Source organism: Achromobacter sp. JD-1 (assembly GCF_038594925.1).
Classification (GTDB): domain Bacteria; phylum Pseudomonadota; class Gammaproteobacteria; order Burkholderiales; family Burkholderiaceae_B; genus Achromobacter; species Achromobacter spanius_C.
Genome location: NZ_JBCGCS010000010.1, coordinates 78,029 through 97,477, shown reverse-complemented (window position 1 = coordinate 97,477; position 19,449 = coordinate 78,029). Strand labels below are relative to the sequence as shown.

General features: G+C 61.1%; 27 protein-coding genes. 2 read left to right on the top strand and 25 right to left on the bottom strand.

Features of this window, described 5'->3' with window-relative positions:
• The 5 genes from WBR68_RS17050 to WBR68_RS17035 all read right to left on the bottom strand — a co-directional run bounded on the left by WBR68_RS17050 (position 1) and on the right by WBR68_RS17035 (position 3,867).
• Positions 1 to 2,709, bottom strand: coding sequence for a toprim domain-containing protein (locus WBR68_RS17050; RefSeq protein WP_230694816.1), 2,709 nt, complete (start codon positions 2,707 to 2,709; stop codon positions 1 to 3).
• Positions 2,710 to 2,711: 2 nt separating this feature from the next.
• Positions 2,712 to 2,945, bottom strand: a complete 234-nt coding sequence (locus tag WBR68_RS17045; RefSeq protein ID WP_230694815.1) for a hypothetical protein — start codon at positions 2,943 to 2,945, stop codon at positions 2,712 to 2,714.
• 79 nt (positions 2,946 to 3,024) lie between these two features.
• Complete coding sequence (locus WBR68_RS17040; RefSeq protein ID WP_230694814.1) at positions 3,025 to 3,423, bottom strand: hypothetical protein; 399 nt, start codon at positions 3,421 to 3,423, stop codon at positions 3,025 to 3,027.
• The gene (locus tag WBR68_RS31495) at positions 3,416 to 3,703 is read right to left on the bottom strand and encodes an ogr/Delta-like zinc finger family protein (protein ID WP_370641241.1); all 288 of its coding nucleotides are present in this window, start codon (positions 3,701 to 3,703) and stop codon (positions 3,416 to 3,418) included. Before WBR68_RS31495 ends, WBR68_RS17040 begins: the two co-directional genes overlap by 8 nt.
• Positions 3,700 to 3,867: a hypothetical protein gene (locus WBR68_RS17035; protein ID WP_230694813.1), complete on the bottom strand. Its 168-nt coding sequence runs from the start codon at positions 3,865 to 3,867 to the stop codon at positions 3,700 to 3,702. The genes WBR68_RS31495 and WBR68_RS17035 overlap by 4 nt, the downstream gene beginning before the upstream one ends.
• A 150-nt stretch (positions 3,868 to 4,017) precedes the next feature.
• Between WBR68_RS17035 and WBR68_RS17030 the strand changes: the two genes are divergently transcribed.
• Positions 4,018 to 4,425, top strand: a complete 408-nt coding sequence (locus WBR68_RS17030) for a helix-turn-helix domain-containing protein (RefSeq protein WP_230694812.1) — start codon at positions 4,018 to 4,020, stop codon at positions 4,423 to 4,425.
• A gap of 117 nt (positions 4,426 to 4,542) precedes the next feature.
• Positions 4,543 to 4,836, top strand: a complete 294-nt coding sequence (locus tag WBR68_RS17025; protein ID WP_230694811.1) for a hypothetical protein — start codon at positions 4,543 to 4,545, stop codon at positions 4,834 to 4,836.
• 11 nt (positions 4,837 to 4,847) lie between these two features.
• Here WBR68_RS17025 and WBR68_RS17020 read toward each other — a convergent pair whose 3' ends face one another.
• The 20 genes from WBR68_RS17020 to WBR68_RS16925 form a co-directional block, all read right to left on the bottom strand.
• Positions 4,848 to 5,867: a contractile injection system protein, VgrG/Pvc8 family gene (locus tag WBR68_RS17020; RefSeq protein ID WP_230694810.1), complete on the bottom strand. Its 1,020-nt coding sequence runs from the start codon at positions 5,865 to 5,867 to the stop codon at positions 4,848 to 4,850.
• Positions 5,868 to 5,938: 71 nt separating this feature from the next.
• The gene (locus WBR68_RS17015; protein ID WP_230694809.1) at positions 5,939 to 6,394 is read right to left on the bottom strand and encodes a phage tail protein; all 456 of its coding nucleotides are present in this window, start codon (positions 6,392 to 6,394) and stop codon (positions 5,939 to 5,941) included.
• Positions 6,395 to 6,403: 9 nt separating this feature from the next.
• Positions 6,404 to 9,142, bottom strand: coding sequence for a phage tail tape measure protein (locus tag WBR68_RS17010; protein ID WP_230694808.1), 2,739 nt, complete (start codon positions 9,140 to 9,142; stop codon positions 6,404 to 6,406).
• 3 nt (positions 9,143 to 9,145) lie between these two features.
• The gene (locus WBR68_RS17005) at positions 9,146 to 9,262 is read right to left on the bottom strand and encodes a GpE family phage tail protein (RefSeq protein ID WP_230694807.1); all 117 of its coding nucleotides are present in this window, start codon (positions 9,260 to 9,262) and stop codon (positions 9,146 to 9,148) included.
• Between the two features lie 8 nt (positions 9,263 to 9,270).
• On the bottom strand, positions 9,271 to 9,639 hold the full coding sequence (locus tag WBR68_RS17000; protein WP_230694806.1) for a phage tail assembly protein: 369 nt from the start codon (positions 9,637 to 9,639) through the stop codon (positions 9,271 to 9,273).
• A 23-nt stretch (positions 9,640 to 9,662) separates the two neighbouring features.
• Complete coding sequence (locus WBR68_RS16995) at positions 9,663 to 10,178, bottom strand: phage major tail tube protein (protein WP_230694805.1); 516 nt, start codon at positions 10,176 to 10,178, stop codon at positions 9,663 to 9,665.
• A 57-nt stretch (positions 10,179 to 10,235) separates the two neighbouring features.
• Positions 10,236 to 11,417 (bottom strand): phage tail sheath protein, encoded by a 1,182-nt coding sequence (locus tag WBR68_RS16990; protein ID WP_230694804.1) that lies wholly within the window; start codon positions 11,415 to 11,417, stop codon positions 10,236 to 10,238.
• 306 nt (positions 11,418 to 11,723) lie between these two features.
• Positions 11,724 to 12,098, bottom strand: coding sequence for a phage tail protein (locus WBR68_RS16985; protein WP_230694803.1), 375 nt, complete (start codon positions 12,096 to 12,098; stop codon positions 11,724 to 11,726).
• A gap of 483 nt (positions 12,099 to 12,581) precedes the next feature.
• The gene (locus tag WBR68_RS16980; protein WP_230694802.1) at positions 12,582 to 13,931 is read right to left on the bottom strand and encodes a phage tail protein; all 1,350 of its coding nucleotides are present in this window, start codon (positions 13,929 to 13,931) and stop codon (positions 12,582 to 12,584) included.
• Entirely contained in the window at positions 13,928 to 14,548 is a 621-nt protein-coding gene (locus tag WBR68_RS16975; RefSeq protein ID WP_230694801.1) for a phage tail protein I, read from the bottom strand. Before WBR68_RS16975 ends, WBR68_RS16980 begins: the two co-directional genes overlap by 4 nt.
• Before the next feature lies 1 nt (position 14,549).
• On the bottom strand, positions 14,550 to 15,467 hold the full coding sequence (locus tag WBR68_RS16970; RefSeq protein ID WP_230694800.1) for a baseplate J/gp47 family protein: 918 nt from the start codon (positions 15,465 to 15,467) through the stop codon (positions 14,550 to 14,552).
• A gap of 1 nt (position 15,468) precedes the next feature.
• The gene (locus tag WBR68_RS16965; RefSeq protein WP_230694799.1) at positions 15,469 to 15,825 is read right to left on the bottom strand and encodes a GPW/gp25 family protein; all 357 of its coding nucleotides are present in this window, start codon (positions 15,823 to 15,825) and stop codon (positions 15,469 to 15,471) included.
• Positions 15,822 to 16,457 (bottom strand): phage baseplate assembly protein V, encoded by a 636-nt coding sequence (locus tag WBR68_RS16960; protein WP_230694798.1) that lies wholly within the window; start codon positions 16,455 to 16,457, stop codon positions 15,822 to 15,824. Before WBR68_RS16960 ends, WBR68_RS16965 begins: the two co-directional genes overlap by 4 nt.
• 52 nt (positions 16,458 to 16,509) lie before the next feature.
• Positions 16,510 to 16,974, bottom strand: a complete 465-nt coding sequence (locus WBR68_RS16955) for a phage virion morphogenesis protein (RefSeq protein WP_230694797.1) — start codon at positions 16,972 to 16,974, stop codon at positions 16,510 to 16,512.
• Positions 16,967 to 17,470: a phage tail protein gene (locus tag WBR68_RS16950; protein ID WP_230694796.1), complete on the bottom strand. Its 504-nt coding sequence runs from the start codon at positions 17,468 to 17,470 to the stop codon at positions 16,967 to 16,969. Before WBR68_RS16950 ends, WBR68_RS16955 begins: the two co-directional genes overlap by 8 nt.
• Positions 17,454 to 17,675, bottom strand: coding sequence for an Rz1-like lysis system protein LysC (gene lysC, locus WBR68_RS16945; protein ID WP_230694795.1), 222 nt, complete (start codon positions 17,673 to 17,675; stop codon positions 17,454 to 17,456). The genes WBR68_RS16950 and lysC overlap by 17 nt, the downstream gene beginning before the upstream one ends.
• Positions 17,569 to 17,991: an Rz-like lysis system protein LysB gene (gene lysB, locus WBR68_RS16940; RefSeq protein WP_230694794.1), complete on the bottom strand. Its 423-nt coding sequence runs from the start codon at positions 17,989 to 17,991 to the stop codon at positions 17,569 to 17,571. The genes lysC and lysB overlap by 107 nt, the downstream gene beginning before the upstream one ends.
• Entirely contained in the window at positions 17,988 to 18,794 is an 807-nt protein-coding gene (locus tag WBR68_RS16935; protein WP_230694793.1) for an N-acetylmuramidase domain-containing protein, read from the bottom strand. The genes lysB and WBR68_RS16935 overlap by 4 nt, the downstream gene beginning before the upstream one ends.
• Positions 18,787 to 19,086, bottom strand: coding sequence for a phage holin family protein (locus WBR68_RS16930; RefSeq protein ID WP_230694792.1), 300 nt, complete (start codon positions 19,084 to 19,086; stop codon positions 18,787 to 18,789). The genes WBR68_RS16935 and WBR68_RS16930 overlap by 8 nt, the downstream gene beginning before the upstream one ends.
• Positions 19,083 to 19,445 carry a putative holin gene (locus tag WBR68_RS16925; RefSeq protein ID WP_230694791.1) on the bottom strand — a complete coding sequence of 121 codons (363 nt, stop codon included), beginning with the start codon at positions 19,443 to 19,445 and terminating at the stop codon, positions 19,083 to 19,085. Before WBR68_RS16925 ends, WBR68_RS16930 begins: the two co-directional genes overlap by 4 nt.
• Between the last annotated feature and the right edge of the window lie 4 nt (positions 19,446 to 19,449).

The window sequence follows — 19,449 nt, the reverse complement described above, 5'->3', positions numbered from 1 at the left end:
CTATGCCCCCTTCTTGAAAACCCAGCAGTACACCGTCGAGGCCTTGTTGCTGCCGGCCTGGCTGCTGTGCTGACGAATACGGCTCTTCACCGTCTTCACTTCAAGGAACTTGTATTTGCGACTGGTACGCAAGACCTTCTTCAGGTCACGCAGCGCCGGAACCTGCTGGCGATGATTGGCGGCGACCTCAATGAACTCGTTGAGGTTGACCGCGATAACGTCGTCATCGCAGGAGTGATTGAGGTGAGGCTGCAACTCGTCATCGCCGTTGAGATACGCATACGCATCCCAAAACTCCTGCACGATGGGATGGTCGGCGTTGATGACGACTTGGCGAGCGGCGGCCATATCGCCGACGAGCCGCATGGCGGACGTGTATTGCTCATCGGACAACTTCACGACTAGGCGAAGCGCGTCCACGAGGGCCATCAGCTGGGCGTGGCACTTTACGATGCGTGGCATCTTCAAGTCGCCACGGGCGCTGAGGGCGTCGTGGTGCGTTTGGTAGCGATCGGTGATCGTCTCCAAGATCGCCGCTTCCCGCTTAGTGGCCGCGAGGATAAAACCGGATACCGCGCTCGTTGGCATGGTTTCCAATGCGACGGCGGCGGCGAGCGTCTTCGCGTTTTGGCCCGCCCGGTCGATGTTGATGTGGACGATACGGGACAGAATCGGTACGGACGCGTTTACCTCGTTGTTTTGCGAAATAACGATGGAACCGCGAAACGGCGGCTCATAGGTTTCGTTGCCGCCGTTGGCCACGCCTCGGGAACGAATGCTGCGGCCGTTGTACGCAGTCTTCAGCTCGTCCCAATCGAAGGATTTGACGTGCGATTTTTCGTCGCCCAGGGTCTCACGGTCGGACTCGATAAGCACGACGGGGAGGCCAGCGACCTGCGCGAAGTTGCGCGCACGTGCAGCGGTCGTAGATTTGGATGGGTCGAAACCTTCATAGTCGCTGCGCCCGAATAGCTTCCAAAGAAACTCAATCAGGGTGGACTTGCCCGATCCGGCTTCACCCACAATTTCAAAAAACGGAAAGCTCTTCTGTGCTTGGCGTATTTGCTCGGCGAACAATGAACCCAACCAATAGGCCACCGCCACAATTCCCTTCGCGCCGAAGGCCGTCCAAATGTGCTGTAGCCAACCCGTCGTGTACTCGTTCGGATCGTTGTTGATTGCAAGCATGACCGACTGATTCAGGCTTTTGATGGACAGCTTTCCGATGTCAAAGAAATCCTCTTGATTGACTTCGTAGATATGTCCGTCTTTGACCGCGATGCGGCCGAGGACGTAAGCGCCGTGTTCGCGGCTGTAGCCAATGAAATCGACGGTTTCGACGCGCTTGATATTGAAAAGGCGGCGCTCCATCATCTTGTCCAGATGGTGGCCTTGCCCGGAGAACATTGCGCCGGGCGCGATGGCAAGCAGACGCTTCTTGAACTCGCTGGCTGTGGAAACCTGGGATGATGTGAAGGTGTTCTTGACGGGCGGCCCATCGTGGGGGAACTCCACACGGAAGTAATACCAGCTCTCGTCCGTCAGCTTGTTTTCTTGGAAGTAGAGCGGCGTCGGATAGCAATTGGAGATAGGCCGGATTCCGCCAGCCTCGCGCAGCGCCTGCGCGCGTAGCTCTTCCGACGTGAGCTGTTCCTTTGCCTCGTTCCCGATACGGTCCATGGCCTTTTGATAGGCGTCAATGTCCATGCGGAACCAGTACAGGCGCTTGCCAAATTCAAAATCGAACTCGGTGCGGCTGTTGTCGTGCTCGTACAGCAGCAAAGCCTTTTCAGTAGCGGACTTTGCCAGCAATACAGCGCCATGATGCAGATAGAGCTTGCGCCCCTCTGCTGAAAGACGCTGCTTTGCTGGATCTTCGGTATTGCGGTCGAGCTGGTAAAGGTCGTTCCAGTCGCGTTTTACGCGCCCGTCCTGCGGGATGATGGCGGCCTTGCTTGTCCAGCCTTCTTCGCTGGCTCGCTCAAAGAACTTTCGGATGAAGCCGCGACCGGCGCTATCTCCGTCGAGTGCCCAAATCAGATGCGGCAAGTTGTTGGGGCGAGCGTCCGCGACGGCGCGCAAGGCAACGCTCGGGTAGTTGTTGCAGCTGAGAAGGGCCGCCGCCTGGATGCCGACTGACCAGAGCGCGATGGCGTCGAAAATCCCTTCAACAAGCCACAGTTCAGAAACCTTGGCGATGTCGAACCCGGGCGGCGTCCACCACTCGCCCATGTAGCTGCCGCCATACTTGAAGCGGGCCTTCTTCTTGCCGAAGCGGCTAGGCTGGTCTATCAGGCGTTCCCAATACGACTGCGCAACGGGGAAGCGCACCGTTGCCGACGTGATGTTCTTCTCACGGTCGTGGTAAGTCTCCTGCGTGTAGCAGCCTTTCAACTTGGAAATGTCGAAGCCGCGGGCATGCATGAGATACGCATCTGCGGCCGCGTTTGGGTTGGTCTTGGCTTCTTCGGCGTACCGGGTGGACCAGTGATCGAAGATTTCCGGGTACAGGTCTTTGACGTGGCCTTCATACCCGCAGTTGTTCAGGCGGCCACAACGCAGCACCCACGGATTCTCAGCGTTCGTGTACAGCTCTTTCTTGTTGCAGGCGGGGCAGCGGCCTTGACGCAGCCAGCCCTTGTCGTTTGACGGCTTGAACTCGAAAGCCGCCAAGCGCTCCATGACTTCGCGGTGAATATCGGGCTTCATGATTACGCCGACAGGTTGCGTTCGCGCAGGGTGCGCATCGCGGCGGCGTGGACAGCGCAGGTGGCGGTCAGCATGTGGCCAGACACGGCCGCATTGCCAGCGGCGGCAGTAAGAAAGAGGGATTGACCGTGTTCATAGGCGCCACGAACAAGATATTCGGTCAGCTTGGCCAAGGCCTTTACCTCGTCGTCGTTCATGTGTGTTTCGATGCGGGCATGCACGGAGATGGCGGGCATATTCATTCCTTTTGAAAACAGTTACCCGTGGCGGGCGCTCGAACGCCCGCCAGCAAGGCGGAAAGCAGGGGCAGGGGAGTTAGAAGGTCCGCGCTTGGCGGGACGCCTGTGCGGCGCCGTGGGCTTCAAGAATGGCGGCAAGCTCTGCGGCGGAAATCACGCGAGTGCTGCCAGACGCACGGTCAATGACAAAAAGGGCATGGCTCGTACTGCGGTCCATGTCCAACGTGAGGCGGCTGCGGGCACTCGATACCTCGGCAATCGCCTGGGCGGCCTGGGTCGCGGCCGTGCGCTTCGAGCAGTTGGCCACCGCCATCAGGTGCGCGGTGCAGCGCTCAAGCAATAGGTTGTCGCGGAAGGCGGCGGGGCGGGTACCCTGTTCTAGCTCGACTGCCAAAAACTGATGCGCCTGGTCGGCCAAGAATGGGCGGTTCCAGTCAACGGACCCCGACACCAGGGAAAGGGCTGTTCTATGCATCGTGGTCTCCAAAAATGCTCTGCTGGCGGGGATCAGTTTTGCTGGCCGACAGCAGGCGAAGGTTTTCGCTTTTGGGCGATATGGGAAGGTTTATCGAAGGACGGGCGACGGCTGACGGCGTGACCGTGCAGACCATTTCCAGATGAGATTTCCAGGTGTGGCCGCAGAAAAGCGCACGGCATTGGAAGTAAAGGGCGCGGACGGTGGGCGACAGTTCAACGCTGTGTCTAACCGTCGCCCAGGTATCGCAATGGGGACACCGCTGGCCGAGTTGATTCATGCTCGCGCCCGCGCCTTGTTCTTACGACGGTCTGGGGCTTGCGCCAAGCGCTCCGCTTCGTACTGGCAAAGCCCGCGCTGATACATCATGAGTGCGAACTGCGCGATCGAGCGGTTGTCAGCGGCCGCGTAGTCCTTCAACTGAGCGGCCTGTTCCGTGCTCATGCGCAGCCCAACCAACTTTCTCGGGGTGCAGGAATTAGCACCTTTAGACGATGAATCTCTATGTCTCATGGCGTTACACTGTGTTTTGATGAGGAACAGTGTGATTCTGGTGCAGCAATCTGCACTTGTCAATATATGGAGTGCATAAAAATGCGCCTTGAGATTGGTCAGCGGCTGAAAGAAGAGCGTGAACGCCTGGGTCTATCGCAACAGGCATTCGCGGAAATTGGTGGAGCCTCGAAACGCTCGCAGGTCGAATGGGAGAAGGGCGCACAGGTACCCAATGCGGAGTTTTTGGCACTCGTCTCAAAGGGCGGTGCAGATGTCGCTTTTATCGTGACCGGTACGCGGGCGTTGTCCCAACAGGATCTAGAGGCGGACTTAGACCGCTACGGGAAAGCGTGGGAGACATTGGAAATGGCCCTTGAAGCTACGGGCCGGGAGATGAGCGTGGCCAAGAAACGCAAGGCGGCTGATGCGTTGTACCGGGCCAGCAAAGCCCAGACGGCGCCGTCACAGGATCAGTTGGTCGCGCTGGTGCTGGAACTAGCTGCGTAGGGGTTCGACTGTGAAGGAAAGGAGGCAGTGAAGCCCTAATAAGCCGGCAAGGGCTGCAGGCGCATCCGGTTTCATGTGTCTGTATGGAGCTGGCGAAGCACAGTAGGAAGATAAGAAATGCATAAGCCTCACGGTCCTAACTCCAACGTTCATATCCTCAATCAGCCTCACCAGGTTCAACCAAACGACGATGTGTTGAGCACGCTTTACGAAGCGTTGAAGCGCTCCAAAGACGCCAGCAATGCGCATGTGTCATCGGAGCCATTGCCCAATGAGCAACACATTGACGGCGATGGAAACCTGCAGCTCGCTGGTGAAACTGCACCGCGTCAAACAATCTCCGGAAACAACAACATCCAGATTGGCGCGGTGCAGCTGGTGGTTAATGTGATGGTGAACGTCGGGCGGTAATGAGGCGCGGGCTATTCCGCGTCCTCATCCGCAGGCAGGTCGCCGCTAGGCTGGGCCTCGTCCGTCTTGCGTGCGTCTGCCGCTTCTATCGTCTCGCCCTCGGCGCTTGTCGTGAGGCCGCTATCGTCGAGCTTATGCGTGACCCTCGACAGCAACCATACGGTTGAGCTGATGGGTTCCTTGATGCCTGCAAATCGCACCTTCGTTTGCGGAGCCAGCTCCGGCCGCCCATACGCCAAATCAAACCGTAACGTGGCCATGCCACGCCGCAACCTTGCCCATTCAGCGCGCGCCGCTTCAAGCGCATCTTCTTCGCTCGCATAGAGCTGGCGCAGGCGCTTGGCGTTGCCGATGACGCCGGCCAGGACGTGACGGCGGGTTGCCTTGCCCTTGTCTTGCCAGGATGCGCGCACACCCGTATAGGAATCCCGATCCGCGACGTGATACCGGATACTGTCGCCATCGCGGCGTGTCAGCTCGATGGTGGGCATTTCCTTGCCACTCGCTGTATCGCCCGCGCCCACGGCTATGAACAGCAGCCTGCCTTCTTTGATAGTCGCCACGGCGTCATAACGCTTCCCGATGCGGTTCAAGAATGCAAGATCTGATTCGTCGGTCTGGTCGATATGCGCGATCTTCGTATCGCCGAATCTGCCCACGATCGACGCGAGCTGGTGGGCCTTGGCAACGGTTTCAACGATGGCCTTGATGGTGGTCTCGTGGAAGCTGCGCGTTGCTCGCGTGCGGAGCGCGCTGCTCATGTCGGCGCTACGTGCTCGCACGGTGATGGTGTCCGGCGGGCCGGAAAACTCCACCTCATCCACCTCAAACGTGCCCTTATCCACCAGGCCGCGCGCACCATTCCAACCCAGGTATACGCGCACCGAGGCGCCCCGGCGCGGCAGCGCCAGGCGGCCGTCGGCATCGTCTAGCACCAGGTCCAATTGGTCGGCCTGGTCGGATCGGCATTCCGTAATCGAAAGGCTCATCAGGCGCGGCGCGACTTTGTCGGTCATATCCTTGCCGTCCACGATGACGCGCCACAGGGGCGTCGGATGTTCGGCGCGCGGGTTGACCTGGCCGGCTGTCGATTGGATCGCCATCAAAGCCCCCAGCCAAGAATCGAACCGTCCATCTTGTCGATCGGAATTTGCAGGTCATCAAGCAGCGGCCGCGCCTGAGAGTCATCCACGCATTTGAGGGTGAGCGTGAAATCGACCTTCTGCGCCACTCCGTTCACGAAGAACATCGAGCTTTCATCGTCCAGGCCCGTGATGATGAAAGCGCCGTGAACGGTGCCCACGCCGTCCACCATGACATATGCCTTTCCCGTATCGCCCATGCGGCGAAGCAAGCGCAAACTGCTGGTGGTGCCGAAAAGCTGCGGGATGATGGTCCCGCCCAGCGTGAGCGTGTCCTCGCCCTTGCCCACGAATTGATACGCAGGACCCGCGCCCATCCGTGAGTTCGAGGGGTGCCGCCATTCCGTTTGACGCTTGAGCGTCTGGTACGCGGCAGTCGGTAGGCCAAAAATAAACATGCCTAGGGCCATCATCATGGCGGTGTCCTATTCGGTGTCGTGGTACGAGGAGCGTAGGCGCGCGGCTTTATCGCTATCGCGGCGGCGCAACGTCTCTTCAACCGCTCGGGCGATGTCGTTGGCGCTCGCGCCCGTGCCGTTGATTTGAATCGTGATGGTGTCGCCTTGGACCGTGATGGGCCTTCTGCCAGCGGCCGCGGATGCCATCGCTGGCCGGCTATCGATCCGGGCCAGAGCGCTACTGTCGCTGGCCATCGCAGCGGTCGGCGGTAGCACCGCTGTAGACGGCACCAGTGCGGCGGACGCTGGCGACATAGCCCCGCCTATGGCGACGGACGCGGCGAGCGCCTGGGCGGCCTTTACGGCGGCTGGCTGGCGGTCTTCGATCCCGACAGCGGCCCCCTCGGACACGAAGCCGCCCATCTCGGCGAAAACGCGGCTTGGCGAACGGATTCCTAGCTTTTCCTTAAACCAACCGACGATGCCGGTACCGATGTTGGAAATGGATTCCTTGAGCGCGCCGCCCATGCTTGTGATGCCGTTGATAAGGCCTTGAATCAACATGGACCCGAACTTCGTGAAGCTACCCGGCAGCTCAATGCCCAGCGTTCCCAGCGCGCCGGTAATCGCCTTGTACAGCAAACCCAAAGGGGACCAGTTCACCAGCAGGGCGCCAATGCCGGACAGGCCGCCGTTAAATGCGACCTTCACGCTTTCCCAAATGCCAGAGAAGAAGGTCGTTAATCCATTCCAGGCGACCGACAGAATCGGGATAGGGTTTAGCGCGGCCAACGTGGTCCGCAGCCATTGCATGGTGGCGTCGAAGGTGGCAGTAACCTGAGCCCAAATGCCTGAGAAAAAGGTCTTGATCGGCCCCCAATACTGATAAATCAGGTACGCCGCGCCTGCTATGGCCATGACCGCCAGCGCGATCGGATTGGCCATAAGCAGCTTGCCCACGGTCATGATGGCGCCGCCCAGCAAGCCAAAGCCGCCTTTGGCCAAGTTGAACAGCACGCCCAGCAAGCTGCCGCCTTGAATGCCCAACATGGAAAGCCCAAAGCGCACCATTACGAACGGCCCCAGCACGGCGGCCATAGCCAGCGTGAGAGCGCCGAATGCCGCAATTAAAGCCGCGATGGCGGCGGCGCCCATCGTGAGCGCGCTGGCCAACTTGGGGTTGGCCTTCATCCACTCGCCAACATTGCTGACCACGCCGGCCAGGCCGCGTACCAGCTTACGGAGGCTTCCATCGTGTAGCTCTTCAACCTGAATGCCCACGTCTTCCCATGCGCTGGAAAGTTCATCCAGGTCGCCCACCAGGTTATTGGCCATCGTGCCGGCGGTCTTGTCCGCTTCACCGGCCGATTGCTTGAGCGTGGCGACGAATTTCTGCAGATCGCCTGTGCCGGCCTGGCCGACAAGCACCTGCAGGCCGCTAAATGCTTCCTCGCCGGCGATGGCTTTGAAAATGCCTGCCCGCTCGGCATTGCCCATCTTTTCGGTCTTCTTGTGCAGATCTTCCAGGATGGCCGGCATATCTCGCAGATTGCCGGCGGCGTCTTTGGTGCTGATGCCCAATCCGTCCAGCGCGTCGGCCGCTGCTTTGGGCGGTGCGGCCAAGCGGCCCAGGATGGCGCGCAGCGCCGTGCCGCCCATGCTGCCCTGTATGCCGGCGTCGCCCAGCTTGCCGGCCATCGCCGCCACGGTCTCAATGTCTTGCCCAACACCAGCGGCCACGGGCGCCACGTATTTCATGGTTTCGCCCAGCATGTACAGGCTGGTGTTGGAGCGCGTGAAGGTGCCGGTCAATACGTCGCCCACGCGGCTCATTTGATCGGCGGGCAACTTAAAGCCAGTCAGGATGTTGGATCCGATATCGGCGGTTTGCGCCAGGTCAGTATCGCCAGCCTTGGCGAGCGACAGCATGCCGGGCATGGAGTCAAGAATTGCCTTGGCGTTGAAGCCGGCCATGGCGAGAAAGCCTTGCGCATCGGCCGCCTGGGTGGCGGAAAACATCGTTGTGGCGCCCAGGTCGCGGGCCTGCTGCCGAAGCGCTTTCATTTCCGCACTGGCCTTGTCCTGGCGCGAAAGCGCCTGAACCTTGCTCATCTTGGCGTCAAACTCCACGCCGGGCCGGATAAAACGAGATTCGGCGTACAGCGCTGCCCCGCCGGTGGCCAGGGCGCCCGCGCCGGTCCCTGCCATCGCGCCGGCTGTGGCCTTGCCCGCGCCATACCTTTCCTTGGCCGCCGTAAGCTTCTGTTGATGGCTGGCGGCCGCCTGCAGCTTCTGTGTCTGGCGCGTGAGCGCCTGTGAGGTCTGGTCAACCTGTTGGCGCAGTCGGCGCTCGTCTTGCGCCAGGTTGGAGCTGGAAATTCCCGTGCGGCTGAGATTGTCACGCAGCCGCTGCAATTCAATGGACTGTTGCCCGTGGCGCTCCTTTAGCTGTTGCGCTACACGTACCGCCTGGCTGAATTCGCGCGTCATGGCGCGAGTAGGGGCCGTGGTGCCCTGCATCTGCTGGGCGAGCGTGGCGACACGCTGCTGGGCTGCGGCCAGCTCCGCGCGCGTGGACTGCAGGCCTCTCGTGAGTTCGCGGAATTGGCCGACCTCACGCTGCGCGGCGGTGAGCTGCTTGAGCTTACCGCGCAGGTCGGCGACTCCCTGCGCGGACGTGCCGGCCGTTTTCCTGATTTTCTGTAGCGGCCCGGATAGCTTGTCCTGCAGGGCCGCGATGACGCGAAGCTGTAGCGCCTTGTCCATCGTTTACGTCTCGGGTTGGTGGCGGACGCGCGCGCGCTCGCGCCAGTCGGCCAGCTCGGCCAGATCCATCGGGTCCATTGCGGCGGGCGGCCAGTGAAAGACCATGGCCACATCCGCCATGGCATCCTCTACGGCGTTTGGATAGCCAGCCGCTCCGCCTTGCTCATAAAAAAACTGGCCAGCGTTGCCCCCGTGCTGAGGAGGTCGGCCGGGTCCATGGCGTTGATCTCCGCCGGCGTCAGGATGGGATCGCACACGCGCGGCAGCACGGTGCGCAGAGCTTGGACATCAACCTGCACCAACGCCATGAGGGTCACGCCGCGCAGCGCGCCGGCATTGGGCTTGCGGATCAGCAGCCGCTTGATTTCGCCGCTGCTGCGTTTGATAGGTTCGTCCAGGTCAACGGATTTCAGGTTGTCCGTGTCGATGACGGGCGCGGGTTGGTTGGCGTCTTGCGGCTCGGTGGTGGTAATGGTGGTGGTGGTGGTGGCGGTCATGATGGTTCCAGTGATGCTCAGGGTTAGAGGCCGATGGCGGTACGGATGGCCTGCATGGTGTCGACGCTGCCGACCATGTGAATCATGTTCACGACATCGATCTCAAAGAGGGTCTCGCCGTCCACTACTTCCTTGTAGTAAACGCATTCGGTCACCATCTTCATTTCGGTGTCCTCGCCAACCTTCATTTCGCCGCGATCGATCTCCGAATGGCGACCGCGCACAATGATCTCCACGCTCGTTACGTCTTGCGTGTCGTCGCGTTGGTACGCCGCTGCAAAGCGCAGTTGCACGCCGGCCACATCGACCGAGCCGTACTGCTTGAGAATCTGCGTGAGATAGCCGCCGCACGTCCATTCGACCTTTAGCGCGTCATCATCCAGGCCGAAGTCCACCTTGACAGCGCCGCCCAGGCCACCGCCGCGAAATGCTTCCATCTTGCGCGTGAGCTTGGGCAGCGTGACGGAAGTGGCGACACCGGCATAACTGGTGCCGTCGTTATAGACGTTCATGTTTTTGAGCTTGCTGGGCATTCCCATTTGTTTGGCTCCAGAGGTTCAGATAGACCGGCGCGCGCCGCACCGGCCGTTTGGGGGTTAGGCGCCGATGCGCTGCGCGAAGTCCAACAGGTAGCTGTCGGTAATGCGCTGGCGGAATGCCAGGTCTTCCAGGGGCGGGACGGGCGTATAGGCGTAGTCGAGGATGAGCTTGCCGCTTTTCAACGATTCCTTGGTGTTCGGCTCTTCGTCGTACCAGGCCTCGCCGTCGATGATGTAGCCCAGGGATTTGAGCTGTCGAAACTTGGCGTTGATGCCTTCCAGGATGTCCTTGACAAGCGACGGATGCAGCGGCGCGTCAACGGCCCACATATGCGCCTCGGCCATCGTGTCGGCCAGGATTTGCGCGGTTCGGGTGTAGTTCTCGAACGGGTACAGGCTTTCGGGGCCGGCGCAAGTCCGGCTACCCCAGAAACGAAAGCCGTTACGGTTCACCAGCGTGGTGATGTCCTTCTCGTTCAGATAGCCGGCGTCAGTGGCGGGGTCTTGCAAGTCCCAGAAAACGTCTTTGCTGATGCCCGTGACACCGTTGACAGCGACGTTGGACAGCACCTTATGCCAGCCGATGTCTTTGTCCAGCTTTGCGCGCAGGCCCAGCGCGGCGGCGGATGCGGTGATGATGCCTTCGGCATTCGTGCGCGTATCCCAACCCAGGAAGTCCGGCCACATCAACATCAGTTCGCGTTGCCCGAAGCCTTCGCGGAACGCGGCCGCCTCTTCGATGGTGTTGCAGCCGGTAATGCTGGCGTAGCCGAAGCCGCGCAGCTTCTGCGCCGTCTCTGCCAGGGCGGCGGTGGTTGCAGCGTTCTCCAGGCCGGGGATGCCGATGATGCGCGGCTTGACCTTCGGGCCAGAGTTTTGGGCAGCGAGCAACGCTTTCATACCGGTGTATCGGCCGTTGGGGTCCACGCCGCCGATGACGTTAGATGTGGTCTCGGCCTCGGTCTCGCCTTGCTCCACGCGCACGATGACGGAAACGGGGTTGGTCTGCGATGCGATGGCCTGTAGCGAACGCGCGAGCGTGCCTTGCGTGCCTGCCTTGGCGGCGGCAGCAGCCATATTGGTCGCCAGGACGGGCGTATTCAGGGGAAAGGTTGCCGGGTCCGCATCCTCGGCCGTGGCCACAAGGCCCACGATGGCGGTAGAAACGGTGCGGATGGGGCGCGTGCCGCCGTCAACTTCGACAACGCGCACGCCGTGGTGGTATTGATCCAGTGCCATGAAAAGCCCTCATTGATGGTGAGCGACATCCCGCTCTTCAATGCGCGGGGTATGGCTTGCAGTTTGAGGGCTGGCACTCGCGCGCGCACGGGGATTGCATTGTCTAAGAGGGATACACAGCACAGGGGATACTTCGTTTTTTTTGCCATGCACCCTAGCCGACGCCGCATCAGGAAAGCCGCACCCCCCCCCCCCTCGCGGCAGAGAGTTGGCGCAGAAGCTTGCAAGAAGTCCGTCAGGAAAGCGTCAACTCGCGCAGATTCGCTTAGGCCGCGCGGCTATCCAATCTGCGCAAACCGCCTGCGCTTAGGCGCGGCGTTGTTCCGCTAGATCGGGGTTTTCCGGGCCGGCCGGTAGCGCAACAGGCTCCAACACGGTCAACCAGGCTGGGATGGGTCCATAGCCGGGGTACAGAACCTCTTTCCCGTCCACCGTTGCGCTCGTACCTACGCTGTAAGGCTGCGCCGTCTCTACGTTCCAAAGCGGTGTACTCCGATGGTCGTCAACGACGACCCAGCGGTCCCCTTCACGGCGCGCGACTTTGCCGGCGGGCACAGTGGGCGGGGCATCGACATATGCGCCAAATGGAATATTGAAGTCGCCCGGCGATAACGCCAATTCGCTCGCGCCAACCTCGTGAAGAAAAAAGCCGTTGGGATCTGTCTGATGCACAACTTTCATACGTATTACTCCTGTTGGTGAAATTTGCACTGCAAATGCAAGGGCGATGGGAAGCGTGCAGACCGAGTCGGTAAACACGAATGGCAACCCCTTCCGGCTATCGAATCAGACATGGGCGGCAACTGGCGGAGGTATCGGGTCCGCCCAGATATACGCGGGTGTCTCCAACAGTAGCTACGGGTCCGGCGCGACCTACCTTGGGGGCCGCGAGACGAGACCCATGAACGCCGCCTACCATCCGAGAATCCATGCTTGAGCTAGGCGTGTATGCGGGGTTGGTAGGCGGCATTCACCGGGCGTGTTTCTGGGCCTCCTGCTGCGTCGGTTGTCATTCCCGAACCGTCCAGCAAGGCCCAGGCTTGTGTTCCCGTAACCGCCTCTACACGGTTCGGACTAATGCGCTTTGCTATGTTGTGGATGTGCTGTTGCAGGCCCTGCGCTTGCAAGGTTCCCAAGCCTCTCGCATTTGCAGTGAGGCAGACATCAAGCATGGATACGTGGGTGATAAGCAACGTTCACCGGCCGGGTTTCAGCACCACCAGCGGACGTAGTCGAACGACTTATAACAGTGCCCGATGAACCGCTAGCGGACCCCATCGACGAGGTTCCGCTGAACGCGTCCCAGGTGGCATTAGGCAAAGTGTGCAGATGGCTGCGCAATCCATCACCTTGTCTGCTGCCCAACACCCTCGCATTTGCAGTATCAGCGTCGGTTCCAGTGAAACGGCGGAACATATTGCGCAGGTCTGGAACGCGGAATTGGCTCGCGTCGTAGTCCACGAAATAGTGCGCGCCTATGTTTGCGGCCCAGGTGGACTGCGGAACAACAAGACCATTTTCTTGAGCGTAGCTCCACAGCCGCGCATATTCCGCCTTCGGCAAGAGGCCGCCCACTGCATCCACCTCGTTGGCCAGCGGCGTCACTGTGTGTCCGTCAATAGGGCGGCCGCACAGGGGAGACCGGTAGCCCGTGAAGTACTGTGTCTCGGTCCATATCCAGATCTCTGAGCACTCGGCGACCAAGATGGGGCCGACGTTCTCCGAGGGCAGTGCCAGGATGGAAAAGATGAGCGGAAATCGACCAACGGGCAGCAACGAGTCGATTGTTGCGGTGCGCAGCGTTCCATCTTCTTTTCCGACTAACACATGACCATCCGGCACTAAGGCCAAACCCGTGCCTCCACGGACCACGGCCAGCTTTCCCTTCGTTGCAGTGTCCATATCCAGATCGGAGAGCACCAGGTCAACGTCCGCACTGCCGTCAAAGTTCTTAGGTGCTGCCTTTGCGGCGCCCGAGACGGATAGCTTTCGAGCGGTAGCAAGCTTTATGGCCGCTGCGGCAGTCTCGTTCTTTCCAAGCCGCTGCGCTACTTCCTCATCCACATATTCGCGTGTGGCCAGCACTACCGCCGGATCCACTTTTAGCGTGAAGTCGGCCTTGCTGGTAATCACCAGGACCATGCGCACCACTTGCGTGCGAGCCGACCCCTCGGCCAATTGCGGCTTGTAGGTGGGCGGGCAGTTGGCCACCGCCACCAGATCGCCGTCAGCATCACGCAAACCAAGCTCCCGAATCCACCAGCCGCCGTCCGTTTCAGGAATGACTTGCTCCACGACGAGCCAGGACGGGTTTTTGGGGTCCACGAATGAACGATTAATCAGCGCTCGGCGCTTCGATCCGATGAGCGCAGTCTGCTCGCGGTTGGGAGTGGGCGAGACACCGCCGCCGTCGCCTACTTCCATTTCCGTGATGAGAACCGGGACGCCCAGCGCCTTGGCGTTGGCTTCCTTGGCTTCGCCGACCTTGGTCAGAATTCCAAAAAACGTTGTCATGGGTACACCGTGAGAATGTCGATGATGTGCGTGGCCAGGCCGGCGGATACTCCGCCCTGAACTTCCACGGGTTGGGGTTGGTAGGGATAGACGGTCATTTCGTCGCCGTCATAGGACGCAATGCCGTGATTCACGGGCGCTCGGACTTCCACCGCGATGGCCAGCCCGATCATGTGCTGGCTCAGGCGCTTCGTGCAGTCGATCAGCCTGCCCAATTCGTAGTACATCGGCTCGGATATTCCGCCATCAAGAACGCCGATGGTGAGACGGAACGTCCCGCGCTGGCCCTCGGGCACCATCTGATGCCACTCAGTCACCTCAAGCAGATACCCCAGCGGTTCAACGACGCGCCGCAACGCGCCGATGGTGCCCTTGATCTGGTGTATCCGAAACGAGTTCGCTAGCGCCTTGCGCTTAGCAGCTAGGGACCAGGCATCGTCCCAGCGGTCTACTGACCGCTCCCACGCAAGCCAGGGCAGCAGTGCGGCCGGCGCAGTCGCTGCACGGCGAAGCGAGCGAATGGGCAAAGGGATGTTTTCGATGTCGGCGCCGACTTGAGCAAGCCTGCGCTCAGCAGGGGTCGACGCCGGCGGCAGCAGTGTGGGCTTTTCGGCCATATCAGCCCTCTGCGGCGATGGACAACTCAATGCCCGTGCAGGTGGCCGCCTGCGAGGCCGTCAGTACCAGATCGCCCGCCGGTTCCAATAGCGCCAGGTGATCCACGCCTTCGACGTGCAGCGAGGCGGTGAGGGCGGAGCGCCACACGGACACGCCTGCGCGCCTCGGACGGTTCACGTAAGCCGCGCAGGCGTTACGCGCGGCGTCCAATGCCACCGTACGGCCTGGCCCTTCGCCCTTCATGTGCAGCACTGCACGAACGCGGTACGGCACGATTTCCGATGACTGCACGGTCACGCGGTCACCCATGGGCCGAATGTCTTCTTCATTGAGTGTCGCTGCGACGTTGGCCAGGACCTCGGACTCTGCTGTGCCGTCGCCATTGCGCGACAGTACGCAGACAAGCACATCGCAGGGATTGGGGCTGGTCGCGGTCGCATCGGCAACCAAACCGTCAGCGCTCAGGGCATGGAACACGTAGCCGTCGCGCGGGCCTGCCGTGGACAGACCTTCCCAGGCCATTTGGGCGCGCTCACGCAGCTCTTCGTCGCTCTCGTACACCGCATCAACAGGCGGCACGGCAGCAGGGTTCGCAGGCTGGATGAGCTGGCGGTAAACACCGTACTCGGCCGCGATGTGTTCCAAGTCGCTCTTACGCGCGAAGGCGAGCAGTACCCCGCGCGCCGCGTCGTTTACACGCTGGCGAACGATTACCTCACGCTCCGCGTTCTCCTGCAAAACGACAACCAGCGGTTCCGATTCTAGGGCGAGCGCCTTGCCGATGGCGTCTTGATCTTCTAGCGCGAAAAGCGCCAGATAGCGGGCCTTACGGATTTCGAGGATTTGCTCATAGTCCAGCGCTTCCACGACGTCGGGCGCGGGTAGCTGCGAAAGGTCAATGATGTTGGGGTTTGCCATGTCAGGCGCTCAGCGTAGTGGCGACCGATACGTCTTCGATCCGGTCTCCCGTATCGGCTTCGCCATTGATGTTCAAAACGACTCGCCCAGGCCGGTCAGGGTCCACCTCTACAGACATTGAGCGCACGCGCAAGCGCGGCTCCCACAGCATCAGAGCCGTGGCCGCTGCCGCGTACAACTGCAGAATGGCCGCGCCGTTAGTGGGCGTGTCGATCATGTCTGCGGCCTTCGCTCCGAACGTCCGTCGCCGCACACGGGTGGCGATTGGCGTTTGCAAAATCTTGCTGATGGACTGCGCGAGATGGTCGCGGCCGGTAATGCGCAGGCCCGTGACCGCATTCATGCCCATGTAGCTCATCGCGTCGGCTCCGTGGTGAGCGCGTCCAACCCCTCGGTGCGGTGCTTATGCTTGTGAAGAACAACGCCATTGGAAGAAAGGTCGCCGTTTTCGTGGGTGATGTTCCCTTCGATGGTGGTGTTATTGCCCTTGCCGTTTTTGCCGGCCATGCCGGCCTGGTAGGCCAATAGCCCTGTCACGGTGACATTGCCGTCAAGAATGATCTCGGGGCATTTGATGGTGGCCGATTCGCTGGCTTCAATTAAGGCCGCTGCGATGCCCACGGCAGTGAGCTTTCCGGTCTGGTGGTCATAGGTGATGCGCGCGCCGTCCGGGTATTCGGTGACGTGCTCGGCTTCGCTGTCCGAAGGCGCTGGGACGCCCTCAGAGTTCAAACCCGCCAGCACCACGCCGCCGGCGGGCTCGCCGTCCGGGCAAAAGACAATAACTTGCTCCCCCTCGGTCGGCGGATTCCAGGTTCGTGTCTTGCCTGCGCGAAGCTCTAGCCACGGTAACCAGGTGGTTTCAAGATCTCCGGAGGCAACTCGGACCTTCGCCGGCCGGACGCTCAGGTCAACGGCAAAGACCGTGCCAATGCGGATCAAGTTTGAGATGAGGCGGAATAGTTCGGCGGCGCTGTTCATACCGGTCATGTTGCCGGTCTGCCCTCGCGCGCGCACGGAACGCGCTTTGTATATGGCCGTTCTACAGCTGATGTCCTGCCAGGTGTCGCGCTAAGGTGTCTAGGACTGCCTCACGCTCTTGCCGCGTAAATCCCAACAGCTTGCGGCGCGGATAACGGACGGCCTTTTGACCAGGTGCGGGCTGGTCGGTGCGGCCTTCCTGGTGAACGAGCGCGATGCGCGCGATTGAGCCGGTATACCCAACGATGGCTTCGGTGTCGGTGGCCTGCACGCGAAGGTAACGCGCGGTGCGCAACCGGCTGAACATCCGGCGACGAATGCCACCGACCTTGCTGCGCAGATTCTTCTTGGCGGTGCGCGGTGCGTATGGCGTGCCGTCCGGGTTCTGCTGGGTGGCGATGCGCAAGCTTTCGCTACGGCGAAGCTCCACCGCGACCGCACGGTTAACGCGACGGCGTTCTGCCGGTCGGAGCTGGGCCATTAGCGCCGCCGCCCACGCCTGCACGTCGCTGAAGTCGTCACTCATACGGATGAGGCCAGGCGGGAACGTGGACTGTGATCGGATCGGTGCCTGGAATCGTGATCTCCATCTCTTCCAGTTCGGTGGGTGTTTCCGGGTCGGCCGGTTCGTCCACATGCTCGACCACGAGTGCGCCGCCGTCGGGTGACGTCCTAACGACGACGCGCTCTGTTAGGGGCAGTTTTATTTCTACGTCGGCCGTGTCGTGATTCAGCAGTTCCACGTCAAAGCTGATTGCGTTTTCACGTCGATCCTTGTTTGCCAGCAACTCGGGCTGCTTGATCCGAATCCAGGCCAGCAAGGGAAGCATGATGGCATCGGTGGGACCGGCGTAGTCCGTCACCACGATGGTGAGGGTGAATCGGTATTCGTGCGACAGGTTTCGGCTTGCGGTGCTAACAACGCTTCCCTGCTCAACGAATACATGCAGCCGGTCGGGGTTTTCGCTCAAAAAGCGGTTGTGCCTAGTCAGGTACTCACGCAGTTCATTGGCTTTGCGCATGGCCCGCCTCGCTCTGACATTTGATGATGCTGTCTACCTTTGCCGCGCAGATCGCCCAGGCGGCCTCAACGCGGTCAATCTGTAGATTCAAGTCCCCGTCAGTGCGGGGCGCTGCCGCCGGCAGGGTGCACGGCGTCACGGGTGCGCAGGTATTCAGCGTAAGCCGCGGCCCCGGTGATGGCGGGACGTTCGCGCAGCCTTGCAATAGGATCAGGCAGCAGAGAATCAGCCCAACTGCGAACTTCCGGATTTTCATTTTTCAGCCTTTCGATGTCGAACGTGCGCAGGTCTAGCGCGTTGCGAAACTCGTCTTGGGTGCGCTCCAACTGCATCAGGTCTAAGCGCTGGCCCGTGATCCGGTCTGCCAGGCTTGCCAGCTCGTTTGCCTGATTCTGGAGGGTTTCGCCGTAAGCCTTGAGGGCAATGTCCTGACTCTCGATCTGGCCGCGCTGAAACCATAAAAGCGCGGCCAGCACCAGGGAGATGGCGTAGGGCGTCAGGGTTCGGAGAATGGCGCTCATGTTGCCGCATCCAGCGTCTCGCCCGCGAAGCGCGCATAGGCGCGGGCAAGCTTTGTGTCGTACAGGTTTTCCGCGTATGCAGGACCGTTATAGAGACGGGCAAACTGCGCCCATTTCCTTGCCTTTAATGCGCGGTGTAGCGCCGTGTCGGCCAGCACGAAGGCGGTGAAGGTGGCCAGTTGATCGCCTTCGCTGCGGTGCTGGGTCGCAACAAAGGACTCGATATCTGCGAAGCCCAGCGCATTCCAGTGATAACCCATTACTTGGAACGCTCCCCAACTTGCCGATTCTTGAGCGGCCGCCGCATGTATCTGCATGGCGCTGGCCAGCCGAACATACTCGGCTGCTCCGCCCGCGTAGCCGCCGCGCTGACGGTTCAGGATTGCCGGGCGCTCGGTGTGCCGGGTCGGGTCCACGCCGTGGGCAGCGAGCTGCCGCCAAAAGACATGACGCTCAAACAGGATGACCGGCCGCCCATCGGCCAGAAAGCCGCGCCCGCGAGATTCCACCTCGTTGACTGCCTTGATGCTGGCCAGGGATACGCCCAGGCGCTCAGCGGCCGCGATCAGGTCGGATTCGCGCAGCATGCGGGAAACGTCGAAGTTTGCGAGCGCGGCGCGGCTCTTCGGGCCGTACACGCCATCCACGACCAGGCCGGCGGCCGCTTGAAGCGTTACTACCGCATCGCGTGTGCCGTCGTCATAGATCGACGTGCGCGCCACGGCATAGCCGGCGCGGCGGAGATCGGCTTGAAGGTCGGCCACGGCCTGGCCAATGTCACCTTTGCGCAAGATGTCAGACATCGGAATCCCCCCGCGCGAGCGCTGCGAGGTTGCCGCGCACGCTCCAGGCGCATGCACAAAGCAGGCAGGCAATGACTAGCTCTGAAGCGCTTGCGGGGGAGCGCAGAAGCAGGATTTCTACCGCGCGGCACAAAAGGGCCGCAATCAGGACACTTGCCAAGCAAGACAGGGCGCGGCGATGGCGCGCACCATTGGGCCGATACCAGAGGAAGCGGCCGGCCGTCAGGGCATACAGGACGGCGCAGGCAACGGCTATGGCGGACAGGGAAGGGGTGTGGTGCAGGTCGGTCATTTCTTTTCCCCAAAGGCGCGGAAAATGCCGCTTAGGTCAAAGTCCGGAGCCTTGGCCAGCAGCTTCAACGCCAGCGGCACGATGACGACGGCACCGATCAAGGCGGGCAGAAAGGTTTCCTTTGCCAGCTCGCGGGCCACGATCTCACCCGCCCCGCCGTAGCCGCACAACCCGGACACGAGGAATGACGCAAAGCGCTTCCACGCGGTGAGGTCTTTCTTCGTGCTTGCGACCAGCGCCGCGCCCATGACCGCGCCAAAGGCGGCGTTGGCATCGATGAGGGGCAAAATTTGCGACAGGGCCGCGCCAGATACCAGCGTGGTGGCCACGGCGCCCGATACGGTCGATGGTTCGGCCATTGGA

Coding starts and splice junctions, on each gene's coding strand:
- WBR68_RS17050 (WP_230694816.1), bottom strand. CDS start 2,709: ATGAAGCCCGATATTCACCGCGAAGTCATGGAGCGCTTGGCGGCTTTC.
- WBR68_RS17045 (WP_230694815.1), bottom strand. CDS start 2,945: ATGCCCGCCATCTCCGTGCATGCCCGCATCGAAACACACATGAACGAC.
- WBR68_RS17040 (WP_230694814.1), bottom strand. CDS start 3,423: ATGCATAGAACAGCCCTTTCCCTGGTGTCGGGGTCCGTTGACTGGAAC.
- WBR68_RS31495 (WP_370641241.1), bottom strand. CDS start 3,703: ATGAATCAACTCGGCCAGCGGTGTCCCCATTGCGATACCTGGGCGACG.
- WBR68_RS17035 (WP_230694813.1), bottom strand. CDS start 3,867: ATGAGCACGGAACAGGCCGCTCAGTTGAAGGACTACGCGGCCGCTGAC.
- WBR68_RS17030 (WP_230694812.1), top strand. CDS start 4,018: ATGCGCCTTGAGATTGGTCAGCGGCTGAAAGAAGAGCGTGAACGCCTG.
- WBR68_RS17025 (WP_230694811.1), top strand. CDS start 4,543: ATGCATAAGCCTCACGGTCCTAACTCCAACGTTCATATCCTCAATCAG.
- WBR68_RS17015 (WP_230694809.1), bottom strand. CDS start 6,394: ATGATGATGGCCCTAGGCATGTTTATTTTTGGCCTACCGACTGCCGCG.
- WBR68_RS17010 (WP_230694808.1), bottom strand. CDS start 9,142: ATGGACAAGGCGCTACAGCTTCGCGTCATCGCGGCCCTGCAGGACAAG.
- WBR68_RS17005 (WP_230694807.1), bottom strand. CDS start 9,262: ATGGCGGATGTGGCCATGGTCTTTCACTGGCCGCCCGCCGCAATGGAC.
- WBR68_RS17000 (WP_230694806.1), bottom strand. CDS start 9,639: ATGACCGCCACCACCACCACCACCATTACCACCACCGAGCCGCAAGAC.
- WBR68_RS16995 (WP_230694805.1), bottom strand. CDS start 10,178: ATGGGAATGCCCAGCAAGCTCAAAAACATGAACGTCTATAACGACGGC.
- WBR68_RS16990 (WP_230694804.1), bottom strand. CDS start 11,417: ATGGCACTGGATCAATACCACCACGGCGTGCGCGTTGTCGAAGTTGAC.
- WBR68_RS16985 (WP_230694803.1), bottom strand. CDS start 12,098: ATGAAAGTTGTGCATCAGACAGATCCCAACGGCTTTTTTCTTCACGAG.
- WBR68_RS16980 (WP_230694802.1), bottom strand. CDS start 13,931: ATGACAACGTTTTTTGGAATTCTGACCAAGGTCGGCGAAGCCAAGGAA.
- WBR68_RS16975 (WP_230694801.1), bottom strand. CDS start 14,548: ATGGCCGAAAAGCCCACACTGCTGCCGCCGGCGTCGACCCCTGCTGAG.
- WBR68_RS16970 (WP_230694800.1), bottom strand. CDS start 15,467: ATGGCAAACCCCAACATCATTGACCTTTCGCAGCTACCCGCGCCCGAC.
- WBR68_RS16965 (WP_230694799.1), bottom strand. CDS start 15,825: ATGAGCTACATGGGCATGAATGCGGTCACGGGCCTGCGCATTACCGGC.
- WBR68_RS16960 (WP_230694798.1), bottom strand. CDS start 16,457: ATGACCGGTATGAACAGCGCCGCCGAACTATTCCGCCTCATCTCAAAC.
- WBR68_RS16955 (WP_230694797.1), bottom strand. CDS start 16,974: ATGAGTGACGACTTCAGCGACGTGCAGGCGTGGGCGGCGGCGCTAATG.
- WBR68_RS16950 (WP_230694796.1), bottom strand. CDS start 17,470: ATGCGCAAAGCCAATGAACTGCGTGAGTACCTGACTAGGCACAACCGC.
- lysB (WP_230694794.1), bottom strand. CDS start 17,991: ATGAGCGCCATTCTCCGAACCCTGACGCCCTACGCCATCTCCCTGGTG.
- WBR68_RS16935 (WP_230694793.1), bottom strand. CDS start 18,794: ATGTCTGACATCTTGCGCAAAGGTGACATTGGCCAGGCCGTGGCCGAC.
- WBR68_RS16930 (WP_230694792.1), bottom strand. CDS start 19,086: ATGACCGACCTGCACCACACCCCTTCCCTGTCCGCCATAGCCGTTGCC.
- WBR68_RS16925 (WP_230694791.1), bottom strand. CDS start 19,445: ATGGCCGAACCATCGACCGTATCGGGCGCCGTGGCCACCACGCTGGTA.